General features: G+C 69.9%; 17 protein-coding genes. 13 read left to right on the top strand and 4 right to left on the bottom strand.

The genetic code is table 11. The features are described from left to right. Window positions 1–80: 80 nt before the first annotated feature. The 8 genes from FHR84_RS09935 to FHR84_RS09900 all read left to right on the top strand — a co-directional run bounded on the left by FHR84_RS09935 (window position 81) and on the right by FHR84_RS09900 (window position 9,445). Window positions 81–1,325 carry a sensor histidine kinase gene (locus FHR84_RS09935; RefSeq protein ID WP_343075216.1) on the top strand — a complete coding sequence of 415 codons (1,245 nt, stop codon included), beginning with the start codon at window positions 81–83 and terminating at the stop codon, window positions 1,323–1,325. Beyond that, window positions 1,322–2,011 (top strand): response regulator, encoded by a 690-nt coding sequence (locus FHR84_RS09930; RefSeq protein WP_179535173.1) that lies wholly within the window; start codon window positions 1,322–1,324, stop codon window positions 2,009–2,011. Before FHR84_RS09935 ends, FHR84_RS09930 begins: the two co-directional genes overlap by 4 nt. Window positions 2,012–2,307: 296 nt before the next feature. Then, window positions 2,308–3,297: a Ppx/GppA phosphatase family protein gene (locus FHR84_RS09925; protein ID WP_179535172.1), complete on the top strand. Its 990-nt coding sequence runs from the start codon at window positions 2,308–2,310 to the stop codon at window positions 3,295–3,297. Window positions 3,298–3,357: 60 nt separating this feature from the next. Beyond that, window positions 3,358–4,941 (top strand): hypothetical protein, encoded by a 1,584-nt coding sequence (locus FHR84_RS09920; protein ID WP_179535171.1) that lies wholly within the window; start codon window positions 3,358–3,360, stop codon window positions 4,939–4,941. Between the two features lie 168 nt (window positions 4,942–5,109). Further along, window positions 5,110–5,973 carry a sugar phosphate isomerase/epimerase family protein gene (locus FHR84_RS09915; protein WP_179535170.1) on the top strand — a complete coding sequence of 288 codons (864 nt, stop codon included), beginning with the start codon at window positions 5,110–5,112 and terminating at the stop codon, window positions 5,971–5,973. 181 nt (window positions 5,974–6,154) lie between these two features. Next, window positions 6,155–6,985, top strand: a complete 831-nt coding sequence (gene proC / locus FHR84_RS09910; RefSeq protein ID WP_179535169.1) for a pyrroline-5-carboxylate reductase — start codon at window positions 6,155–6,157, stop codon at window positions 6,983–6,985. Between the two features lie 344 nt (window positions 6,986–7,329). Further along, window positions 7,330–8,364: an NAD-dependent epimerase/dehydratase family protein gene (locus FHR84_RS09905; protein ID WP_179535168.1), complete on the top strand. Its 1,035-nt coding sequence runs from the start codon at window positions 7,330–7,332 to the stop codon at window positions 8,362–8,364. Between the two features lie 115 nt (window positions 8,365–8,479). Continuing rightward, window positions 8,480–9,445, top strand: coding sequence for a lysophospholipid acyltransferase family protein (locus FHR84_RS09900; protein WP_179535167.1), 966 nt, complete (start codon window positions 8,480–8,482; stop codon window positions 9,443–9,445). Between the two features lie 72 nt (window positions 9,446–9,517). Here the strand turns inward: FHR84_RS09900 and FHR84_RS09895 are convergent, their stop codons facing one another. After that, on the bottom strand, window positions 9,518–9,934 hold the full coding sequence (locus tag FHR84_RS09895; RefSeq protein WP_179535166.1) for a peptidoglycan-binding domain-containing protein: 417 nt from the start codon (window positions 9,932–9,934) through the stop codon (window positions 9,518–9,520). A gap of 124 nt (window positions 9,935–10,058) precedes the next feature. After that, complete coding sequence (locus FHR84_RS09890; RefSeq protein WP_179535165.1) at window positions 10,059–11,357, bottom strand: peptidoglycan-binding protein; 1,299 nt, start codon at window positions 11,355–11,357, stop codon at window positions 10,059–10,061. Between the two features lie 500 nt (window positions 11,358–11,857). On the opposite strand from FHR84_RS09890, the gene FHR84_RS09885 reads away from it, so the two are divergent. After that, entirely contained in the window at window positions 11,858–12,346 is a 489-nt protein-coding gene (locus FHR84_RS09885) for a helix-turn-helix domain-containing protein (protein WP_179535164.1), read from the top strand. Between the two features lie 58 nt (window positions 12,347–12,404). Here the strand turns inward: FHR84_RS09885 and FHR84_RS09880 are convergent, their stop codons facing one another. After that, the gene (locus tag FHR84_RS09880) at window positions 12,405–13,358 is read right to left on the bottom strand and encodes an HAD-IB family hydrolase (protein ID WP_179535163.1); all 954 of its coding nucleotides are present in this window, start codon (window positions 13,356–13,358) and stop codon (window positions 12,405–12,407) included. 265 nt (window positions 13,359–13,623) lie between these two features. Then, window positions 13,624–14,370, bottom strand: coding sequence for a sigma-70 family RNA polymerase sigma factor (locus FHR84_RS09875; protein WP_179535162.1), 747 nt, complete (start codon window positions 14,368–14,370; stop codon window positions 13,624–13,626). 298 nt (window positions 14,371–14,668) lie between these two features. Here FHR84_RS09875 and FHR84_RS09870 point away from each other — a divergent pair, with 298 nt between their 5' ends. The 4 genes from FHR84_RS09870 (at window position 14,669) to hemC (ending at window position 18,567) form a co-directional block, all read left to right on the top strand. Beyond that, on the top strand, window positions 14,669–14,920 hold the full coding sequence (locus FHR84_RS09870; RefSeq protein WP_179535161.1) for a glutaredoxin family protein: 252 nt from the start codon (window positions 14,669–14,671) through the stop codon (window positions 14,918–14,920). Window positions 14,921–15,446: 526 nt separating this feature from the next. Then, entirely contained in the window at window positions 15,447–16,211 is a 765-nt protein-coding gene (locus FHR84_RS09865) for a redox-sensing transcriptional repressor Rex (protein WP_425489888.1), read from the top strand. After that, complete coding sequence (locus tag FHR84_RS09860) at window positions 16,208–17,632, top strand: glutamyl-tRNA reductase (RefSeq protein WP_179535159.1); 1,425 nt, start codon at window positions 16,208–16,210, stop codon at window positions 17,630–17,632. The genes FHR84_RS09865 and FHR84_RS09860 overlap by 4 nt, the downstream gene beginning before the upstream one ends. Further along, entirely contained in the window at window positions 17,629–18,567 is a 939-nt protein-coding gene (gene hemC / locus FHR84_RS09855; RefSeq protein ID WP_179535158.1) for a hydroxymethylbilane synthase, read from the top strand. The genes FHR84_RS09860 and hemC overlap by 4 nt, the downstream gene beginning before the upstream one ends. The last annotated feature ends 11 nt before the right edge of the window (window positions 18,568–18,578 follow it).

Raw genomic sequence — 18,578 nt, 5'->3', positions numbered from 1 at the left:
CCACTGCGGGGTGTCAGAGGCATCACTGAATGGCCTCATACTCTGGCCGAGCCCTGCCCCGGCTTGCTTACGATGCTGGTGTGACCGCATTGGGCTATAGCGCCCTGTTGATCGGCGTGCTGGCGTTGGGCTTGGTGGCGGGTTACCGACTCGCCGTGAGCCGCGGACGTTCCGAGCGCACACGTGCGAAGGGGCCGACAGTCGCGGAGCTGTTGCAGCGTCTGGTGCACACCAGTGACAACGGAATCGTCGTGCTGAACGGCTTCGGCGACGTGGTGGTGCACAACCCCCGAGCCGATGAGCTCGGTTTCGTGCGCGACAACCGTCCCGACTCCCGTGCACGCGAAGCTTCCGACCGGGCTTTGAACACGGGCGAGCCGGTGTCGGTGGACCTGTCCCCGCTGAACCGGGACGCCCAGCACGGGCGTGCCCCGACGGCCGTGCTCGGCAACGTCCGCCCGCTGGGTGACGGGTTCACCGTGGTGGACGCCGCCGACGAGTCGGAGTCCGTACGGCTGGAGGAGACCAGACGGGACTTCGTGGCCAACGTCAGCCACGAGCTCAAGACTCCGGTCGGGGCCCTGGCGCTGTTGGCCGAGACTGTGCTGGACGCGGCGGACGACCCCGACGAGGTGCGCCGTTTCTCGAACAAGATCCTGCACGAGTCGACCCGGCTCGGCACGCTCGTCTCCGAGCTGATCGCCCTGTCCAGGTTGCAGGGCGCAGAGCCGCTTCCCGAGCTGTCCACCGTCGACGTCGACGACGTCGTCGAGGAGGCGCTGGGTCGTTGCCGAGTGGCCGCGGAATCGGCCGGAATCGACATCACCACCGACGACGCCAGCGGGCTCCGGCTCGAAGGCGATCGCACCTTGCTGGTCACCGCGTTGAGCAATCTGATCAACAACGCGGTGTCCTACTCGCCGGACGCGAGTCCGGTGTCGATCAGCAGGCGACTCCGCGAGGACTACGTGGAGATCGCGGTTACCGACCGGGGCATCGGAATCGATCCCGCGGACCAGGAGCGCGTGTTCGAACGCTTCTACCGGGTGGATCGGGCCCGCTCCAGGGCCACCGGCGGTACCGGTCTCGGGTTGGCCATCGTCAAGCACGTCGCCGCCAACCACGGCGGGGAGGTCAAGGTGTGGAGCAGGCCCGGAACCGGTTCCACCTTCACGTTGTGGGTGCCGCGGCATCCGGGGAGTGAACCGGCCCGAACCACCGAAAACGCGTCCGCCCGGAGCGAGGAGCCGGGGGGCGATCCAGAAGGCCGCGCGGCCCACACCGCGGAAGGGGCGCGAACCGTCGAAACGGGAGGAGTCCGGTGACCAGGGTGCTGATCGTGGAGGACGAGGAGTCCTTCGCCGACCCACTGGCTTTCATGCTCCGCAAGGAGGGATTCACGGCATCCGTGGCCACTACGGGCCAGGAGGCTCTGGAGGATTTCGAACGCAACGGCGCCGACATCGTGCTGCTCGACCTGATGCTGCCCGGGATGAGCGGAACGGACGTGTGCAAGGAGATCAGGCAGCGCTCCTCCGTCCCGGTGATCATGGTGACGGCCAGGGACGCCGAGATCGACAAGGTCGTCGGTCTGGAGCTGGGTGCCGACGACTACGTCACCAAGCCCTATTCGGCTCGGGAGCTCACCGCGCGGGTGCGGGCGGTGCTGCGGCGGCACGGTGGAGAGACCGAGGAACCTTCCCCGGCCGGCCAGACGCTGGAGGCGGGGCCGGTGCGCATGGACGTGGAGCGGCACGTGGTCACGGTCTCCGGTGAGGAGGTCGGGCTTCCGCTCAAGGAGTTCGACCTGCTGGAGTACCTGCTGCGCAACGTCGGACGGGTGCTGACGAGGAGTCAGCTGATCGACCGGGTGTGGGGAGCCGACTACGTCGGGGACACCAAGACGCTCGACGTCCACATCAAGCGGCTGCGTTCCAAGCTGGAACCGGACCCCACCGATCCGCGTCATCTGCTCACGGTGCGCGGGCTGGGGTACAAGTTCGAGACCTGATTCTCGGAGGGGCGGCGGCCCGGTTCGCGTGGCGGTGCGGGTGGCGGAACCTATCGTGGGCTCTCGTCGCGGGGCCCCCGACGTCGGGTAGGCACCTACACGGCGTCGGGACCGTCTCTCGCGAGAGCACCACGGGAGAACCCGCGGCGGCGCCCGCTGCGCAGGTGGATACAAGCGACCGGCGTCGCTCATCCGATTATCTGACGACCGGTTCGATCGGGCGAGCGCTCGGATCCGCCCGGGCCCTTCTTCTCGGCACGCTCTCGTCGTTTCCTCGGGAACGGTAGGTTGGCCCCATGCGCCTAGGGGTGCTCGACGTGGGGTCGAATACCGTTCACTTGTTGGTGGTGGATGCGTACCGCGGTGCGCATCCGACACCGATGACGTCCGAGAAGACCGTGTTGCGGCTGTCCGAGCGGATCGACGCCTCCGGAACACTGTCCGAGCCCGCCGTCGCGGAGCTGACGAGCAGCGTCGAAGCCGCGCGGAAGTCGGCGCTGGAGCTCGGGTGCGCCGAGCTCGTGGGCTTCGCGACCTCGGCCATCCGCCGGGCGGACAACGCAACAGCGGTCCTGGAGCGGGTCCGGGAGCGGACCGGGGTCGAGCTGCGGGTCCTCTCGGGCGTCGACGAGGCCCGCCTCACCTTCCTCGCGGCCAGACGCTGGTACGGCTGGTCGGCCGGTAACCTCCTCGTGCTCGACATCGGGGGAGGTTCGCTGGAGATGGCCCTCGGCGTCGACGAACAACCGGACACGGCGGTCTCGTTGCCGCTCGGAGCAGGCCACGTCGGGCGTGTCTGGTCCGCGGAGGACCCGCCGCGTCGTGCGGAGGTCGAGCGGCTGCGGGAGTGGATCGACGACCAACTGGCCGAGGCGGCTCGCCGGTTCCGGGAGTTCGACCACCCGGACAAGGTCGTGGCGACCTCCAAGACCTTCCGCTCGTTGGCCAGGCTGAGCGGTGCGGCCGCCGCCTCCGCGGGCCCGCGAGTGCGCCGGACCCTCACCTCCGCGGCGTTGAACCAGCTGCTCGCCTTCGTCACGAGGATCTCCACGGCCGACCTGGCCTCGTTGGACGGGGTGAGCAGCGCACGGGCGCATCAGCTCGCGAGCGGCGGGCTGGTGGCCGAGGGGGTGCTGCGGGCGCTGGGGCTGTCCGAGGTCGAGATCTGTCCGTGGGCGCTGCGCGAGGGAGTGATCCTGCGGCGCCTGGACCGGGCCGACGTTGCCGACGGGCCCGAGGACGGCCTGAGCGCACCGTCGACAATCGCAGGGGACGATACTGGGTGACAGCCGCGCGATCGCGGAGTCAACTGGACGCGAGATCTAGCACGGGGCACGGTGGAGTCGATGAGTCGTGACAGTGGGTCCAAGGACCCGAGCCAGCGCACCGTCGCGGAACTGCTGGCCGAACACGGCGGTGGCGCGCAGCGCGGCTCACGCCGCAGGCGCAGGCGTGCCGAGGACCCGTCCGAAACGGCTCCCCAGGCGATCATCGAGAGGGTCAACTCGGACAGCGGGCGCATGCTTCCCGTGGAGGACGCCGACGACGAGGTGCCGGAATCCTCCGATCAGGGGGCGAGCGGGCAGGCCCCGGCGGAACCGGCCACGGGGGAGACGCACGCCGAGCCCGCTCCGGAAGCCTCCAGGAGGTCGGTGTCCGGCTCCTCCGCGGCTCCTCCGCAGGGTCCCCCGGCCGCGGCTCAACCGGGCTCCTCCGGAGCGATGGGGGTCCGGTTCTCCCCGGAGCAGAGCGGCCCCGCGCAGCGGGTGCGGGGACGGGAGGCACCGGTGGTGCGTCCCCGTGACTCCGGGCAGGCGGGCGCGGCTCCCGCGGAGGGTGCTTCCCCGGAGGGGAACGACCGGCGTCCTCCCGCCGAGGAGAACCGGGGCGCCACCACTCAGGGGACCGACCGGACGACCACCCAGCAGGGAGCGGACCAGGGGAACTGGGCGGCTCCGCAGCAGCAGGAGGGACAGCTCCCCCCGGCGGAACGGGACACCCGAGCCGGGGAGGCCCCCGAGGGGCGGCCGACGACCGGGCACGAACCGGACGGATCGGCCGTGGACACCGAGGTCACGGCTCAACAGCCGCCGCTGCCCGCGGCCGAGCCGGGAGGTGGGGCGCTGCCCGCGGGCAGCGCCGCTCCGAGCGGGGCGGCCTCCGGTGCGGAAACCGCGGGCGGCGCGGCGGGGGCCGGTGGGGAATCCCCTCGTCAGCCGGAGGCGGCGGCCTCCGTGGTGCACGAGCAGTCCACCGAACGGTTCCCGCCCGTGAGCACCCCTCCCGCGGCTCCTGCGGTTGCCTCCGCCCCCTCCGCCGATCCGGAGATGACCGACGGGGACGGAACCACTCTGCTGGAGTACCCGGAGATCCCGGAGGAGCAGCCCGCCCGGGACTCCTCCGGCGTCGAGGCCGCCCCGGATCCCTACGAGGACGCCTACTACGCCGCCGAGGAACCGGACGAGGATCCGTTCGCCGACGCCGCTGACCTCTACGGTGAGGTCGACGGCGCGTCCCACCGCGAGGAGCTCGGGGGAGCGGACGACTCGGAGTACGCCGACGAGGACGACCTCGACGAGAGCGCGGAGCGTTCGCTGCCTGCGGGGCTGGAGAACGAGGACGCGGACATCGACTCGGAATCCGCGGATCCGGAGGACGTCGGGCGGTCCAGGGCGATGGACTGGGTGGTGCTCGCGGGGCAGACCCTGGGCGGGTTGCTGGCAGGAGGATTGGTCTGGATCGGTTTCCGCTGGTTGTGGCGCGAGCTCCCGTTGCCCGCGCTCGCCGCCGCGCTGGCTTTCACCGGTGCTCTCGTGCTGGGGGCCCGCAAAGTCTTGCGTACCGATGATCTGCAGACCATTCTGTTGTCGGTGCTGGTCGGTCTGGCGTGCACCGTCTCGCCGGTCGCTCTGCTGCTGGTGGGACACTGAAAGTGATCGACACGCGTCGTCCGAACGGATGGTGCTCGGAGCGGTGCCGGTGCGCCGGGGCTCCTTCCGGGCCGGTTGTTCCGGGGGCGGACCGATTCGACCGCTCCGTCGATCCCGCGGCCGCACGGGCCGCTCCCCGTTCGTTCCAGTAATCGAGTTTGGCGGGACATGACTCGCGAAACACCGGGCGTAGCGACACCCCAGCCCCACCGGCCCGCCGTGCCGGTGGGGCTCTCCAGCGCGTCGGTATGGCCGCAGCCCGTTCGGGCGGCTTTCGAGATGGCCGCCGACCTGGGGTACGACGGTGTCGAGGTGATGGTGTGGGCGGACGCGACCAGCCAGGACGTCTCCGCGCTCAGCAGGCTGTCCGAGCAGCACGGGGTTCCGGTGCTGGCGGTGCACGCGCCGTGCCTGCTGATCACACAGCGGGTGTGGTCCTCCGAACCGGAGGAGCGGTTGCGCAGGGCGGTGGTGGCCGCGAGCGAACTGGGGGCCTCGACGGTCGTGGTGCACCCGCCGTTCCGCTGGCAGCGCAGGTACGCGGAGGCCTTCGCCGAGTTGGTGGCGAGCCTGGAGGAGACGAGCGGCATCCGGGTCGCGGTCGAGAACATGTTCCCCGTGCGGCCCCCGAACAGCTGGGACAGGCTGCGCGGCAACAGGGCGGCCGGGTTGTCGGCCTTCCGGCCCTCGCCCGATCCGACCGAGACCGGTTTCCGGCACTACACGCTGGACGTCTCGCACGCGGCGGCGGCCCAGAGCGATCCGCTGGAACTGATGAGACGCATGGGGGACGGTCTGGCGCACGTCCATCTGACGGACGGCACGGGAGCACCTCGTGACGAGCACCTGCTCCCGGGGCACGGCACCCAGCCCTGCGCGGAGGTGTGCACGACCCTGGGTTCGGGCGGGTACACGGGGGCGGTGATCATCGAGGTCAACACGCGGAAGGCCAGGACGGCCGACCAGCGTGCGGCGCAACTGGCGGAGGCCCTGCTGTTCGCCAGGCTGCACCTCGAGCCGCTGCGGGTCTGACGGAGGTCGTTCCGCTCGGGTGGTGTGTCGCGGCGCTGCCCGCGCCGAAGGGGAAACCCCGGCCCCGCCAACGACTCGACCGGAAGGCCTCCGCGAGCGGCCCCACCTGCGGGTGAGTTCGTCCCACCGGGTGGACGGGACCGCGAGTTCGGGTGCGGCCCCGCTCTGGCACCCTGATCCCATGTCGACGATCGCCGTACTCGGGGCAGGAAAGATCGGGGAGTCGTTGCTGTCCGGTCTGATCAACGCCGGACACGCGACGGAGAAGCTGTTGTTCACCGAGCGCCACCAACAGCGCGCGGAGGAGCTGACCGAGCGCTACGGTGTCCGCAACGTGGACATCGCCGACGCCGTGGGACAGGCCGACGTGCTGGTCGTGTCGGTCAAGCCGCAGGACATCGAGCCACTGCTCGAGCTGATCGCCCTGCTGGTCACCCCGGAGAAGCTGGTCGTGACGCTGTGCGCCGGGCTGCCGACGGAGCTTTTCGAGCGGCGCTTCGCCGCGGGGACTCCGGTCGTGCGAGTCATGCCGAACACGCCGATGCTGGTCGGCGAGGCGATGAGCGCGGTCTCGGCCGGTACGCACGCCACCGACTCGCACCTCGAAACGGTGGAGGAGATGCTCGGCAGCGTGGGGCGCGTGGTGCGCATCCCGGAGAGCCAGCAGGACGCGGTCACCGCGCTGTCCGGTTCCGGGCCCGCTTATTTCTTCTACCTGGTGGAGGCGATGATCGACGCGGGGATCCTGCTCGGCCTGCCGCGGGCGGTGGCCGCCGAGCTGATCGTCCAGTCCGCGGTGGGGTCGGCCGCCATGCTCCGGGAGGGCGAGGGGCACCCCGTGATCATGCGGGAGGGAGTCACCTCTCCGGGAGGTACGACGATCTCGGGTGTCCGCGAGCTGGAGAAGCACGGGGTTCGCGCCGCGTTGATCGACGCGATCGAGGCGGCCCACTCCCGCTCCGTGGAGCTGGGCGCCAAGCACCGGTCGGGTCCCTCCGAGGCGGACGACTGACTGAGATTTCCTGTTCAGGTTGATCAGGCGGTTGCCCGGCGGAACCTCTCGCGGTCTCGTGAGCGGGTGCCCCGGCGCAGGAGCGGCGATCCGCACGACGTCGGGGCCCTCCTCGCGAGAGCACCACGGGGGACCCCGCGGCGGTGCCGGGCGGTACCCGCGCCGGGGCGACCGAACCTGCTGCTGCCCGCGGCTTTTAGTGAAGCTGTGAGCACGCTCCGTTAACGCTTTCGGGGTTACGATTGCCGGAGGGCCGGTGCCGTGGGCGAGGCCGGACTGCGGAGTCCTTCGCGCGGTGCACCTCCGGCCCGGAACGACGGTCGAACGCTTCCAGGAGGCCGGCGGTGCCGGATGTCGTGCTCGTCACGGGAGTCAGCCGCTTCACCGGTGCGCATCTGGCCGGAAGACTGGCCGACAGCCCCGGCGTGGGAAGAGTTCTCGGGGTGGACGTCGTCCCGCCGTCCCCGGAGCTCTCGCGCCGGATGGGACGTGCGGAGTTCGTGCGCGCCGACATCAGGAACCCGCTGATCGCCAAGATCGTCTCCGAGGCGCGGGTGGACACGGTCGTGCAGGTCTCGACCGGTTCGGACGGTCTGCCCCCGGCCCGCACCGTGCACAAGGAGATGAACGTTCTGGGCACCATGCGGTTGATGGCCGCCTGTCAGAGCTCCCCGCGAGTGCGGAAACTGGTCGTGAAGTCGACCAGTGCGGTCTACGGGGCCAGCCCGCGCGACCCCGCGGTCTTCACCGAGGACACCGCGCCCAAGGACCTGCCCTCCTCCGGGTATTCGAAGGATGCCGTCGAGGTGGAGGGCTACGCGCGCGGTCTCGGGCGGCGTCGTCCCGATATGGACATAACCGTCCTGCGGTTCACCGACCTGGTCGGACCGCGCATCGACTCCGCCCTGACGAGGTACTTCTCGCTCCCCCTCGTGCCGACGATCTTCGGGCGGGACGCCCGCCTGCAGCTGCTGCACTCGGAGGACGCCCTCGCCGTGCTGCAGCGGGCCACCCTGGAGGAACACCCCGGTGTGTTCAACGTGGGAGGTGACGGGGTGCTCATGCTCGGCCAGGCGATCAGGAGAGCGGGCAGAGCGCCGACGCCGCTCCCCGGAGCGGCGATCCCGCCGTTGACCGGTTTCCTGCGCGGGACGAACCTCGCCGGGCTCTCCGCCGCTCAGCTGGAGTTCCTGAACTTCGGGCGCGTCGTGGACACGACGCGGCTGCGCGAGCGGTTCGGGTTCGTTCCGAGGTGGACCACTCAGCAGGCCTTCGACGATTTCGTGCACGGCCGCGACCTGCGTCCACTGGTTTCCCCCGAGCGGATCAGGGCGGCAGAACGTGAGATCGGCAGGGCGATCTCCCGGGTGCGCTGGTAGAGGTTTTCCGTTTCGGTTCGCGCGGGTGCTCGTCCGGCGCGGACCTCCCGCCGTCTCGTGAGCGGGGGTTCGGGCGGGAGCCGATCGTCCGGACGAGCTCTGTGAGGGAGGAACGATGACGAACGCGAGAGTGATCCCGCTTCACCCGGACGGGGGAGAGTCCCGTGCGGGAGGGCAGGACGGCTCGGAAGGGAGTCCCGGCGGCGGCCGGGCGCGGACGGGTTCGGAGGAGGACCACGCCGACTGGCACGAAGCCCTCGTCGACGCGCTCGCCTTCGCCCGGCGGCGCCTGCTCGGCGAGTACGGAGTGGACGAGTTCGGTTTCGACAGGGAACTCACCGACAGGGTTTTCCTGCCCGCCCTGCGGACCGTTTACGAGAACTGGTTCCGGGTGGAGGCCATCGGCCTGGACAACGTGCCGAGCGAATCGGGGGCCCTCGTGGTGGCCAACCACTCGGGCACGCTGCCGTGGGACGCGCTGATGACCACGGTCGCGCTGCGCGACCGGCACCCGGCGGGCAGGCACCTGCGGATGCTCGGCGCCGATCTGGTTTTCGCCGCTCCGCTGATCGGTTCCCTGGCCAGGCGGACGGGGCATACTCTCGCGTGCAACGAGGACGCCGAGCGCCTGCTGCGCGCGGGTGAACTGGTCGGTGTGTGGCCCGAGGGGTTCAAGGGGATCGGCAAACCGTTCCGGGACCGCTACAAACTGCAGCGTTTCGGACGCGGCGGTTTCGTCTCGGCGGCCATGCGGCGCGGAGTGCCGATAGTGCCCTGCTCCATAGTCGGGGCGGAGGAGACCTACCCCAAGATCGGCGACATCCGCCCGCTGGCGCGCTTGCTCGGGACGCCCTACTTCCCCGTGACGCCGTTCTTCCCGCAGCTGGGCGCGCTCGGCGCGGTGCCGTTGCCCACCAAGTGGTACATCGAGTTCGGCGAGCCCATCGACACCGTCGAGTACGGGGCGGACGCGGCCGATGACCCGATGGTCGTGTTCGACCTGAGTGACCAGGTGCGGGAGAACATCCAGGAGACGATCTACCGGCTGCTGGCCCAGCGGGACAGCGTCTTCTTCGGCTAGCCGGGCCCGGTACCCCGGTTGCCGGGGTCCGGTCACCGAGTTCCCCCGATGACCGGACCGGAAAAGTTCCCGTCACCCCCAGCCGTACTGGTAGCTGACGCAGTCGGCACCGATGTGCCAGTGCATCGCGTTACGGGTCCGGGGCCCGTACACGCCGTCCTGCGCGATCCCGGCCCGCCGCTGCACGTCCAGCACCGCGGCGCTGGTGGCGGGGCCGTAGATGCCGTCCACGGCGATGGACTGCCCCTCGCAGTTCCGCAACGATCGCTGCAACGCCGTTACGGGCGAGCCGCCGTTGCCCGGACCCATCACGCAGTGGTGGGAGCCGCCGGAGGTCGCGGGGATCACTCCGTCCACGGTGGTGCAGTTGGGGATCGCCGCGGTTTCGGCCGTGGCCGCGAGCGGGAACGCCAGCGCGGCCGTGGCCGAGGCCGTCGCGAGGCCGATCACGCTGAGAACGCGTTTCGTGCCGGTTGTAGCTCGTGACATCGATTTCCTGCCAATCGCGGGCTTCTAAAGGGGGCGTGGGTTTCGGAAGGCACAAGGTCGCGTGAGGAAGACCGGGGGCGTCGCCGATCGAGCACCTGCGGAAACCGGCTCGGCGAAGTCCCGTTCACGGGCGGGTGTAGCCGTAGATGTCGGCCGCGTACGGGTCCACGTTGTACTTGCGGCTGACGGAGTCGGAGACGTTGCCTCCGATGAGGTTCAACGTGCCGTCCGCGTTGACCGACTCGACCAGGTCCACGTGATAGCTGGTGGAGGTGTTCGAAGGGCTGGATCCCCAGAAGACCGCGTCACCCGGCTTGATGCCGGAGAAGCCCGCGGAGGCGGGGACGGAGTGCCCGTTGTTCAGGCCCCACCTGTACCAGTCCCCGGTGAACCAGTAGGTCGGCACGTCGACGCCCGCGTTCTGCCACACCCACGTGCCGAACCGCGCGCACCACGCGGCACACCAGTCGCCGTACTTCTGGCAGTTCGTGTTGTACTCCCGGTATCCGTGCTCACCCGCCGCGATCGACACGATCCTGTCCCGCGTCGAGCCGTCGGCCGGAGGCACCGGGTCCCCCGAGGACTGATCGCACATCACTCGGGCGATCCCCATCTCGCTCATGGTGTTCGGCCCGGCCATCCCGTCCACGGCCAGGCCGTGGTCCCGCTGGTAGTCCTCGACCGCGGCGCGTGTGTTCGGACCGTAGGCGCCGTCCGCACCGGACCCAGCGGCTCGCTGGACCTTCGTCACCTGCTCGCTCATGTGGTCGCTGGTCTCCGGACCGGCGATCGCGTCGGTGGAGATGCAGGCGTCGCGCTGGAATTCGAGAGTCGCCGAACGCGTCTGCGGACCGACGACGCCGTCGATCCCGCTCCACGGCAGGTACCCCATTCCCGCCAGGTTCCACTGCACCTGTTGGGTGTACGAGGACGGATACGGCAGGCCCTGGACGTCGTCGGAGCAGCCCTTCCGCCGTTCGATGCCCATCGAACTCATGGTCTGCGGTCCGGCGATGCCGTCGTAGGTGAGGTTGTGCTCACGCTGGTAGCGCTCCACGCCCTGGACCGTCCACAGCCCGTAGATGCCGTCGGCGCTCGTGTTGACCGCCCGCTGGACCTCCTCGACCTTGTCCATCAGCGCGGTGGTCGTGTTGGGACCGGCGATGCCGTCGACGTCGAGGCACTGCGCGGACTGGAACTTGCTGATGGCTCCGGAGGTCTGCGGGCCGTCGACGCCGTCGACGCCCTCCCAGGGCAGGTAACCGAGCCCCGCGAGGTCCTGCTGGACCTCGCGAACCGACAGGCTGGGAGCCGCCTCCGACTGGCCGGGTGCCGCGACCGCGCCCGTGGCCGCTATGACCAGTGCTAACAATCCGAACAGCAGGTGACGCGCCCCCGCTCTCGGGAAACGTGACTCGCGCATGGATTCCTTTCCGAAGGATTCGAGGAGCGGGCGTGCTCGCGGGGTCGCCGTGCACCTCCGACGTTCCGGTAGCGGCTCGGTCCGCGACCCCGCCGGTGCGGACAACCACTTTCCGGGGGAGGACACGCCTCGGAACACGACCGTGGCCCGGCGGGCCTGTCGGTCCGGAATCATCGCCGCGACTCGCCTTCCCGGCTAGAGTTCGTGGGACGGGACGGGAAATCCCGGAGCGTGGGCCTCTTCCGGAAGGCGTGCGGCGACGACGGTTCCGCCGGCGGCGACTCGTCCACTGTCGAGCGAGTCCACACCGCTCTCCGCGAGGTGTTGGCTCTCCGTCGGAACGGCGGGCGAAAGGCCGGAAGTTCGGGGAATGCGCCGAGTGACGGCACTGTCGTGGTGGGACACGCCGTTTAGGGTCGATCGCGAGCGCGAAGTCCGTTGCGGTTCGTCGCACAGCGTCGGCCCGGCGGACGCGCGGACCGCTACGAGAGGACTGAAGCATGGCACGACAGGGCGACCGGAGTTCCGAGGCCGCGGGAACCGACGAGCTCGTGACCCAGTTGCGAAGACTGCGGGCCCGCAGCGGGCTGACGCTGGCGGCGCTGGGGGAGCGGACGAACTACAGCAAGTCTTCGTGGGGACGGTATCTCAGCGGCAGAACGTTACCGCCCTATCAGGCGGTGCTGGTTTTTTGCCGGGTCGTCGGAGCCGACCAGGAGCGTGTGCTGTCGCTGTGGGAAGCCGCCCACCGGGAGCGCACTCAGCGGACGAGTCGGTGGAGTCCCCGTTCGGGGGGAGGTTTCGGCGAGGAGGCGGTTACCGGTGGCGAAGAGGTGCCCGTCTCGGCGCCGAGGAGGCCACCGGCCGTGTCGATCAGGACGGTGGACCGGGGCGAGGGCGTGCCGTTCGCGGTCGTGCTCGGCGGCGTGCTCCTCACGCTGGGAGCGGGCTGCCTGCTCGGTGCGTGGGTGACCCGGTCCCGCGGTTGAGCGGGTTCCGCGGTCCGGAACCGGGCGGGAGCGTGTTCGAGAGCCCGAGGACGGCCGGTCAGGAACGATCCCTGCGCCGGTAGGCCAGCCCGGCCGCCAGCGCTCCGGCCAGCGCTCCGGCCCCCAGCACGGAGTGCGCACCGATGCGCGCGGCCTTGCGGCCGGTCCGGAAGTCGCGGATCTCCCAGCCGCGCGAGCGCGCTATCTCGCGCAGGCGCTGATCGGGGTTGATCGCGACGGCCTTTCCGACGATCGAGAGCATGGGCACGTCGTTGGCCGAGTCCGAGTAGGCGGTGCAGCGTCGCAGGTCCAGGCCTTCGCTGGCAGCCAGCGCGCGGACGGCGTGCGCCTTGGCCCGCCCGTGCAACATCTCACCCACGAGCCGGCCCGTGTAGATGCCCCGGGAGTGCTCGGCGACCGTTCCGAGTGCGCCGGTGAGTCCGAGACGCCGCGCCATGATCTGGGCCAGCTCCACCGGTGTGGCCGTGACCAGCCACACGCGCTGCCCCGCGTCGAGGTGCATCTGGGCCAGTGCTCGCGTCCCCGCCCAGATCCGGTCGGCCATGAGTTCGTCGTAGATCTCCTCGCTCAACCTGACCAGGTCGGCTACGTCGCGGCCCGCCACGAAGGACAGCGCCTGCTCCCTGCTGGTCTGCAGGTCCTGCACGTTCTCGGTCCCGGCTATGCGGAATTTCACCTGTTGCCAGGCGAACCCGGCCAGATCGGCGGCCTTGAAGAACTTCCTGGCGGCGAGCCCGCGGGCGAAGTGGAAGAGCGAGGCCCCCATCATCATCGTGTTGTCGACGTCGAAGAAGGCGGCGGCCGTCAGATCGCGCGGTGCCGTCGTGCTGCCGCTGTCCGGAGCCGTGGTGACCGCTGCCTCGGCGGAGGCCCGCCCGGCCAGTTTGGCGCTGTCCAGGGATTCTTCCTGCGTCCGTTGGTTCGTTTCGGACGTGTTGCCGTGCTGGTCCCCGCTGTCGGTTCTCTCGGCTGAGCCTGGCCATGTCGGCACCGCCGCGCCTCCCGGTGTCCTCCGGAGTCTTTTGCGTGTTGCTGTGGGCCTGCGGGCGGTCGGGCTGTTCATCGGTGGGTGCTGTGCCTGCCGCCGGCATTCCTAGCTTAGAGGCATTGTCCGTTTCGGGTACTGACCCAGTCGGGGGCGGCGGTGTTCCACCGCGGGGCGGGACGCGGGTGGCCGGGGCTGTGGTGGCGGGGTGCCCCTGGTTCAGGGGTGCTCGGGCGGCCCTCTCGTCCCGGTTCCTGCTCTGCCGCGCGCATCAGCGCGGGTCGTCGGGCAGCAGTTGGGCGAGTCTGCGGATCGCCCGGTGCTGCAGCGCCTTCACGGCACCTTCGTTGCGGTGCATGCGCTCGGCCGTCTCGGTGACGGACAGCCCCTGGAGGAAGCGCAGCCTGATGCACTCGCGTTGATCGGAGTTGAGTCTGCGGACGCAGTCCAGCAGTTCCGCGTGGGCTGCCTCGGCCAGCACCTGCTGCTCGGGGCCGTTGTGGTGCGGGCCCCCGTTCCTGTTGGCCTCGCCGGGATCGGCCAGCGGGACCTCCAGCCTGTTGCGGCTGGACTTGATGTGGTCGAGCAGGAGGTTCTTCGCGATCGTGATGAACCAGGCGGCCACGTCGCGTCCCTGGTAACTCACCGAGGCGATGCGCCGCAGCGCGCGGGCGAAGGTCTCGCTCGTGATGTCCTCGGCCAGGCAGTGATCGCTGACGCGGAGCAGCACGTAGCGGTACACCAGGTACGCGTACTGGTCGTAGAGCCTGCCGAATGCCTGGTTGTCACCGTTCTGCGCGGCGTGGACGTGGTTCCAGTTGTCCGCGCCGGACTGTTCCGGCGGGGTCGACTCGGTCTCGGTCTCGGCCGGTTCGTCGGTTCCCGTCGGTTCCCGCGGAGCCGTGCTGAGCTGCCGGGGGGTGCCTCCCGCGGTGCCGGGGTACGGTTGCTGGGCCACCTCGGGGAGGGCGGGTGGGTGTCGCGGCGTCGGTTGCTGCTGCACCGTGGCCTGAAGCATGTCTGGTCCCTGGAGTCTTCGGTTGATCGTGTGAGCCTCGTCGGGGATCGGTTTTCAGGATCGGCAGCATACGTCTTGCTACTGCCCGGTAGGTAGTGTGTGCGGGCTTCGAATTGATGTCGATTTCCGCCGTTGGGCCTTCGCGGTCCGGAACACGCGGAGCCCCGCGCTCGGTGATTCCGGACACTTTCGGGCCGTCGTTCTCGCGCGGGGAGGGCGGCGGTGAGCGCCTCCCCGGGGGTCTGCTGGACAATCACGGGGCAACAGCGGAGTTTCGGCCGAAACGGGGTGATGCGGCGTGTCCGGCACTGTCGAGCACGAGGTGACGCTTCTCGTGCGTCAGAACTGCCCTGCTTGCGAGACCGCCGAGGCGGAGCTCGCCGGGGTGTGCGACGAACTCGGTGTGCCGTGGGAGGTCTCCGACGTCGATGCCGACGCCGAGCTGCGGGCGGAGTTCGGTGACAGGGTCCCGGTGATTCTCGTCGACGGCGCGGAGCACGGTTTCTGGAAAGTGGAGCCGCAGCGGTTGCGGTCCGCGTTGACGCGCTGAACCCGTCCGGTCACGGAACGGGTACCGCGGTCCGGGGCGTCGTGTCCCGCCGGGCGCGTCCGGGCGTGAAAAGTGTTCCTCCTCGGGCGGTGTTTTCCGGGAGCGGAAGCCCGTGTAGCCCGCATACCACTCGTTTTGGCACGTCGGGGGGCTTTCGGGGATGATGCTTCGAGTGGGTGTGGGTCTCGTTACGACGGGGCCTTCCAACTTTGTGCATGTGTTCACAAATAGCTACGGTGGGCGGTGTCGTGTTGCCGGACTCGTTCCGCGGATTCTCCGCACGCGATCATTGGTGGCGTGCACACGCGTCCCCGGATGTCACGACTTCGTGGTCGGTGCTGTGCCGAACCGCTCGCCGCTTTCCGAAACGAGGCGGCGGGTGGATCGCGCCCTTACCGGCCACCGACGAACGCACCAGCAGGCAGGTCGAGGGAGAGCCAGCGTGACGGCGCACGGAGAAGGCGTGCGAGACGGCGACGCGCACGGCGCGGAGGAGCCCGCATCGGAGCAGCAGTCGTCGGACGGGGTGACCATCCCCGAGCCCCAGGACCGCGCCAAGGCGATCCCGGAGGCGGCCGTGGCCAGGCTCGCGGTGTATCTGCGCGTGCTGTCCGGCTTCGCCGAGCAGGAGGTGCACACCGTCTCCAGTGAGGAGCTGGCGGTCGCGGCCGGGGTGAACTCGGCGAAGCTGCGCAAGGATCTCTCCTACATCGGTTCCTACGGCACCCGCGGGGTCGGTTACGAGGTCGCGGTGCTCATCGGCCAGATCGAGCGGACGCTCGGGCTGACCCAGCAGCACAGCGTCGCCGTGATCGGAATCGGTAACCTGGGGCACGCGCTCGCCAACTACGGCGGGTTCCCCAGCCGGGGCTTTCCGGTCGCGGCGTTGTTCGACCTCGATCCCGACCTGATGGGGGTGCCCGTCGGCGGAATCCCCGTCGACCACGTCGACGACATCCCCCGCGTGTGCGCCGAACGGGACGTCACCATCGGGGCGATCGCGACGCCGGCCAAGGGGGCGCAGGACGTCTGTGACCGTCTCGTGCAGGCCGGTGTGCGGTGTGTTCTCAACTTCGCCCCCGTGGTTCTGCAGGTCCCCGAAGAGGTCGAGGTGCGCAAGGTGGACCTCGCGGTGGAGATGCAGATCCTGTCCTTCCACGTCGCCCGTCGCAGCCAGGAGACCTCGGAGTCCACCGCGTCCGGGGCGGAGGCGGACGGAGCGGCTCAGTCGAAAACTCGTGATGTGAATGCCGGGGTCAACCCGGTGGACGGGATGGTGGTTCGGCCGTGAATCTGCTCACCGTCGGTCTGTCGCACCAGAGTTCCCCGGTACGGATGCTCGAACGTGTGGCGGTCGGTGCCGAGGACGTCGACAAACTGCTGCACGAGTTGCTGCGCAAGGAGCACATCTGCGAGGCGCTGCTCGTGGCCACGTGCAACCGTGTCGAGGTCTACGCGGTGGCGGAGACGTTCCACGGAGGGCTCGACGACGTGACCTCGGTGCTGGCTCGGCACTCCGGTTCGGAGTTCGTGGAGCTGGCCGACCACCTCTACGTGCACTACGCGGGGGCCGCCGTCGAGCACATGTTCTCGGTGGCTTCGGGGCTGGACTCCATGGTCGTCGGTGAGGCCCAGATCCTGGGGCAGCTCCGGCAGGCCTACAGCGACGCGGACCGCGCCGGAACGGTCGGCAAGACGCTGCACGAGCTGGCCCAGCAGGCCCTGCGCGTCGGCAAGCGGGTCCACTCCGAGACCGACATCGACTCGACCGGGGCCTCGGTCGTGTCCGAGGGGCTGGCCGACGCGGAACGCGCGCACGGAGGGCTGACGGGGCGCTCCGCCCTGCTCGTCGGTGCGGGGTCCATGGGCGCGCTGGCAGCGGCGCAGCTCAAGAGGCTCGGCATAGCCGACGTGGTGATCGCCAACCGCACCCCCGAGAACGGGGCCAGGTTGGCCGAGTCCCTGCGTGCGGACGGCTTGGCCACGGACACGGTGGCCCTCGACGGGCTGACCCGGGCCGTGCGCGCGGCGGACGTGGTGGTCACCTGCACCGGCGCCGTCGGTGCCGTGGTCGACGCGGACACCGTTTCGGCGGCGTTGTCCGAGCGCTCCTCCGGGCGGCCACTGGTGTTCTGCGATCTCGGTCTGCCCCGGGACACCGAACCGGAAGTGGACGAGCTTCCGGGAGTCACCGTGGTGGATCTCGAATCGCTGCAGCGCAGACTCGCCGAGGAGAACGGTGTCAGCGCGGAGCAGGACGCCTCGGCCATCATCGCCGAGGAGGTCCGTTCCTACCTGGCCACCCAGCGTTCCGCCGAGGTGACCCCGACGGTGACCGCGCTGCGCAAGCGGGCGGCCGAAGTCGTGGATTCCGAGCTGCTTCGGTTGGATTCGCGGCTGCCCGAACTCGATACCGACGTTCGTGAGGAGCTCACGCGCACCGTCCGCCGCGTGGTGGACAAGCTGCTGCACACTCCGACCGTGCGGGTCAAGCAACTGGCGTCGGCACCGGGTGGTTCCGGCTACGCCGACGCGCTTCGTGAGCTATTCGAACTGGATCCGCAGACCGCCGCCGTCATCGGCACTCCGCAGGCAGTGGAGGACGGGGAACGGGCGACCCAGGCTGTGAGCACCTCCGTGTCGCACGCCCAGGGGACGCAGGCTACGGCTGTCTCGCGTGATCGCTCCGAACAGGACGGTGAGGACCGTTGACGAACACTCTCCGTATCGGCACCAGGGGAAGTGCTCTCGCCATGGCGCAGAGCTCGACGGTTGCCGAAGAGCTGGAGCGTGCGGGCTACACGACCGAACTGGTCCGGGTCTCCACACCCGGTGACCAGTCGCAGGCACCGATCAGCGAGATCGGTGTCGGCGTGTTCACCTCGGCGTTGCGCGAGTCGCTCGCCGCGGGTGAGGTCGATGTGGCGGTGCACTCCTACAAGGACCTGCCCACCGCTGTCGATCCCCGGCTCGCGCTGGCCGCGGTCCCCTCCAGGGAGGACCCGCGGGACGCGCTGGTGGCAAGGGACGGTCTGACGTTGGGCGAACTACCCCCGGGCTCCGTTGTGGGGACCGGATCGCCGCGCCGCGCCAGCCAGCTCGAAGCCCTCGGACTGGGGCTGGAGGTGTGCGGTATTCGTGGCAATGTGGACACCCGGATGCGCAAGGTGACCGACGGTGAGCTGGACGCCGTCGTTCTCGCCCGCGCGGGTCTGGCCAGGGTGGGCCGACTCGAGGTGATCACTGAATCGCTCGATCCGCTGCAGATGCTGCCCGCACCCGCCCAGGGCGCGTTGGCAGTGGAGTGCCGCGTCGAAGACGTGGATACCGAGCATTTGCTGCAGTCCGTGTTGGACGATGAGGCCAGCCGCGCCGCGGTGGCCGCCGAGCGCGCCATGCTGGCAGCGCTCGAGGCCGGCTGCAGTGCGCCCGTAGGCGCACTGGCCGGAGTGGTGGAGGACCTCGACGAGGACGGTCGCGCGGTACGGCGGCTGTCCATGCGCGGGGTGGCGGCAACCGAGGACAACGAGTTGCTTCGCGCATCCGCCACTGGTGAGACGACCGCCGCTGAGCAGCTGGGCACCGGCATCGCCGCCCAGCTGCTCGACGCCGGGGCCGCGCTGCTCAGCGGGCCCGGCAGTAGTTGATGGGGAGTGCC

It is taken from the genome of Actinopolyspora biskrensis, assembly GCF_013408175.1.
Lineage (GTDB): Bacteria > Actinomycetota > Actinomycetes > Mycobacteriales > Pseudonocardiaceae > Actinopolyspora > Actinopolyspora biskrensis.
Note: the sequence above shows the minus strand (reverse complement) of the source record. Positions and strands in the feature narration are given on the sequence as shown.

Coding starts and splice junctions, on each gene's coding strand:
- FHR84_RS09925 (WP_179535172.1), top strand. CDS start 2,308: ATGCGCCTAGGGGTGCTCGACGTGGGGTCGAATACCGTTCACTTGTTG.
- FHR84_RS09920 (WP_179535171.1), top strand. CDS start 3,358: ATGAGTCGTGACAGTGGGTCCAAGGACCCGAGCCAGCGCACCGTCGCG.
- FHR84_RS09915 (WP_179535170.1), top strand. CDS start 5,110: ATGACTCGCGAAACACCGGGCGTAGCGACACCCCAGCCCCACCGGCCC.
- proC (WP_179535169.1), top strand. CDS start 6,155: ATGTCGACGATCGCCGTACTCGGGGCAGGAAAGATCGGGGAGTCGTTG.
- FHR84_RS09900 (WP_179535167.1), top strand. CDS start 8,480: ATGACGAACGCGAGAGTGATCCCGCTTCACCCGGACGGGGGAGAGTCC.
- FHR84_RS09895 (WP_179535166.1), bottom strand. CDS start 9,934: ATGTCACGAGCTACAACCGGCACGAAACGCGTTCTCAGCGTGATCGGC.
- FHR84_RS09890 (WP_179535165.1), bottom strand. CDS start 11,357: ATGCGCGAGTCACGTTTCCCGAGAGCGGGGGCGCGTCACCTGCTGTTC.
- FHR84_RS09885 (WP_179535164.1), top strand. CDS start 11,858: ATGGCACGACAGGGCGACCGGAGTTCCGAGGCCGCGGGAACCGACGAG.
- FHR84_RS09875 (WP_179535162.1), bottom strand. CDS start 14,370: ATGCTTCAGGCCACGGTGCAGCAGCAACCGACGCCGCGACACCCACCC.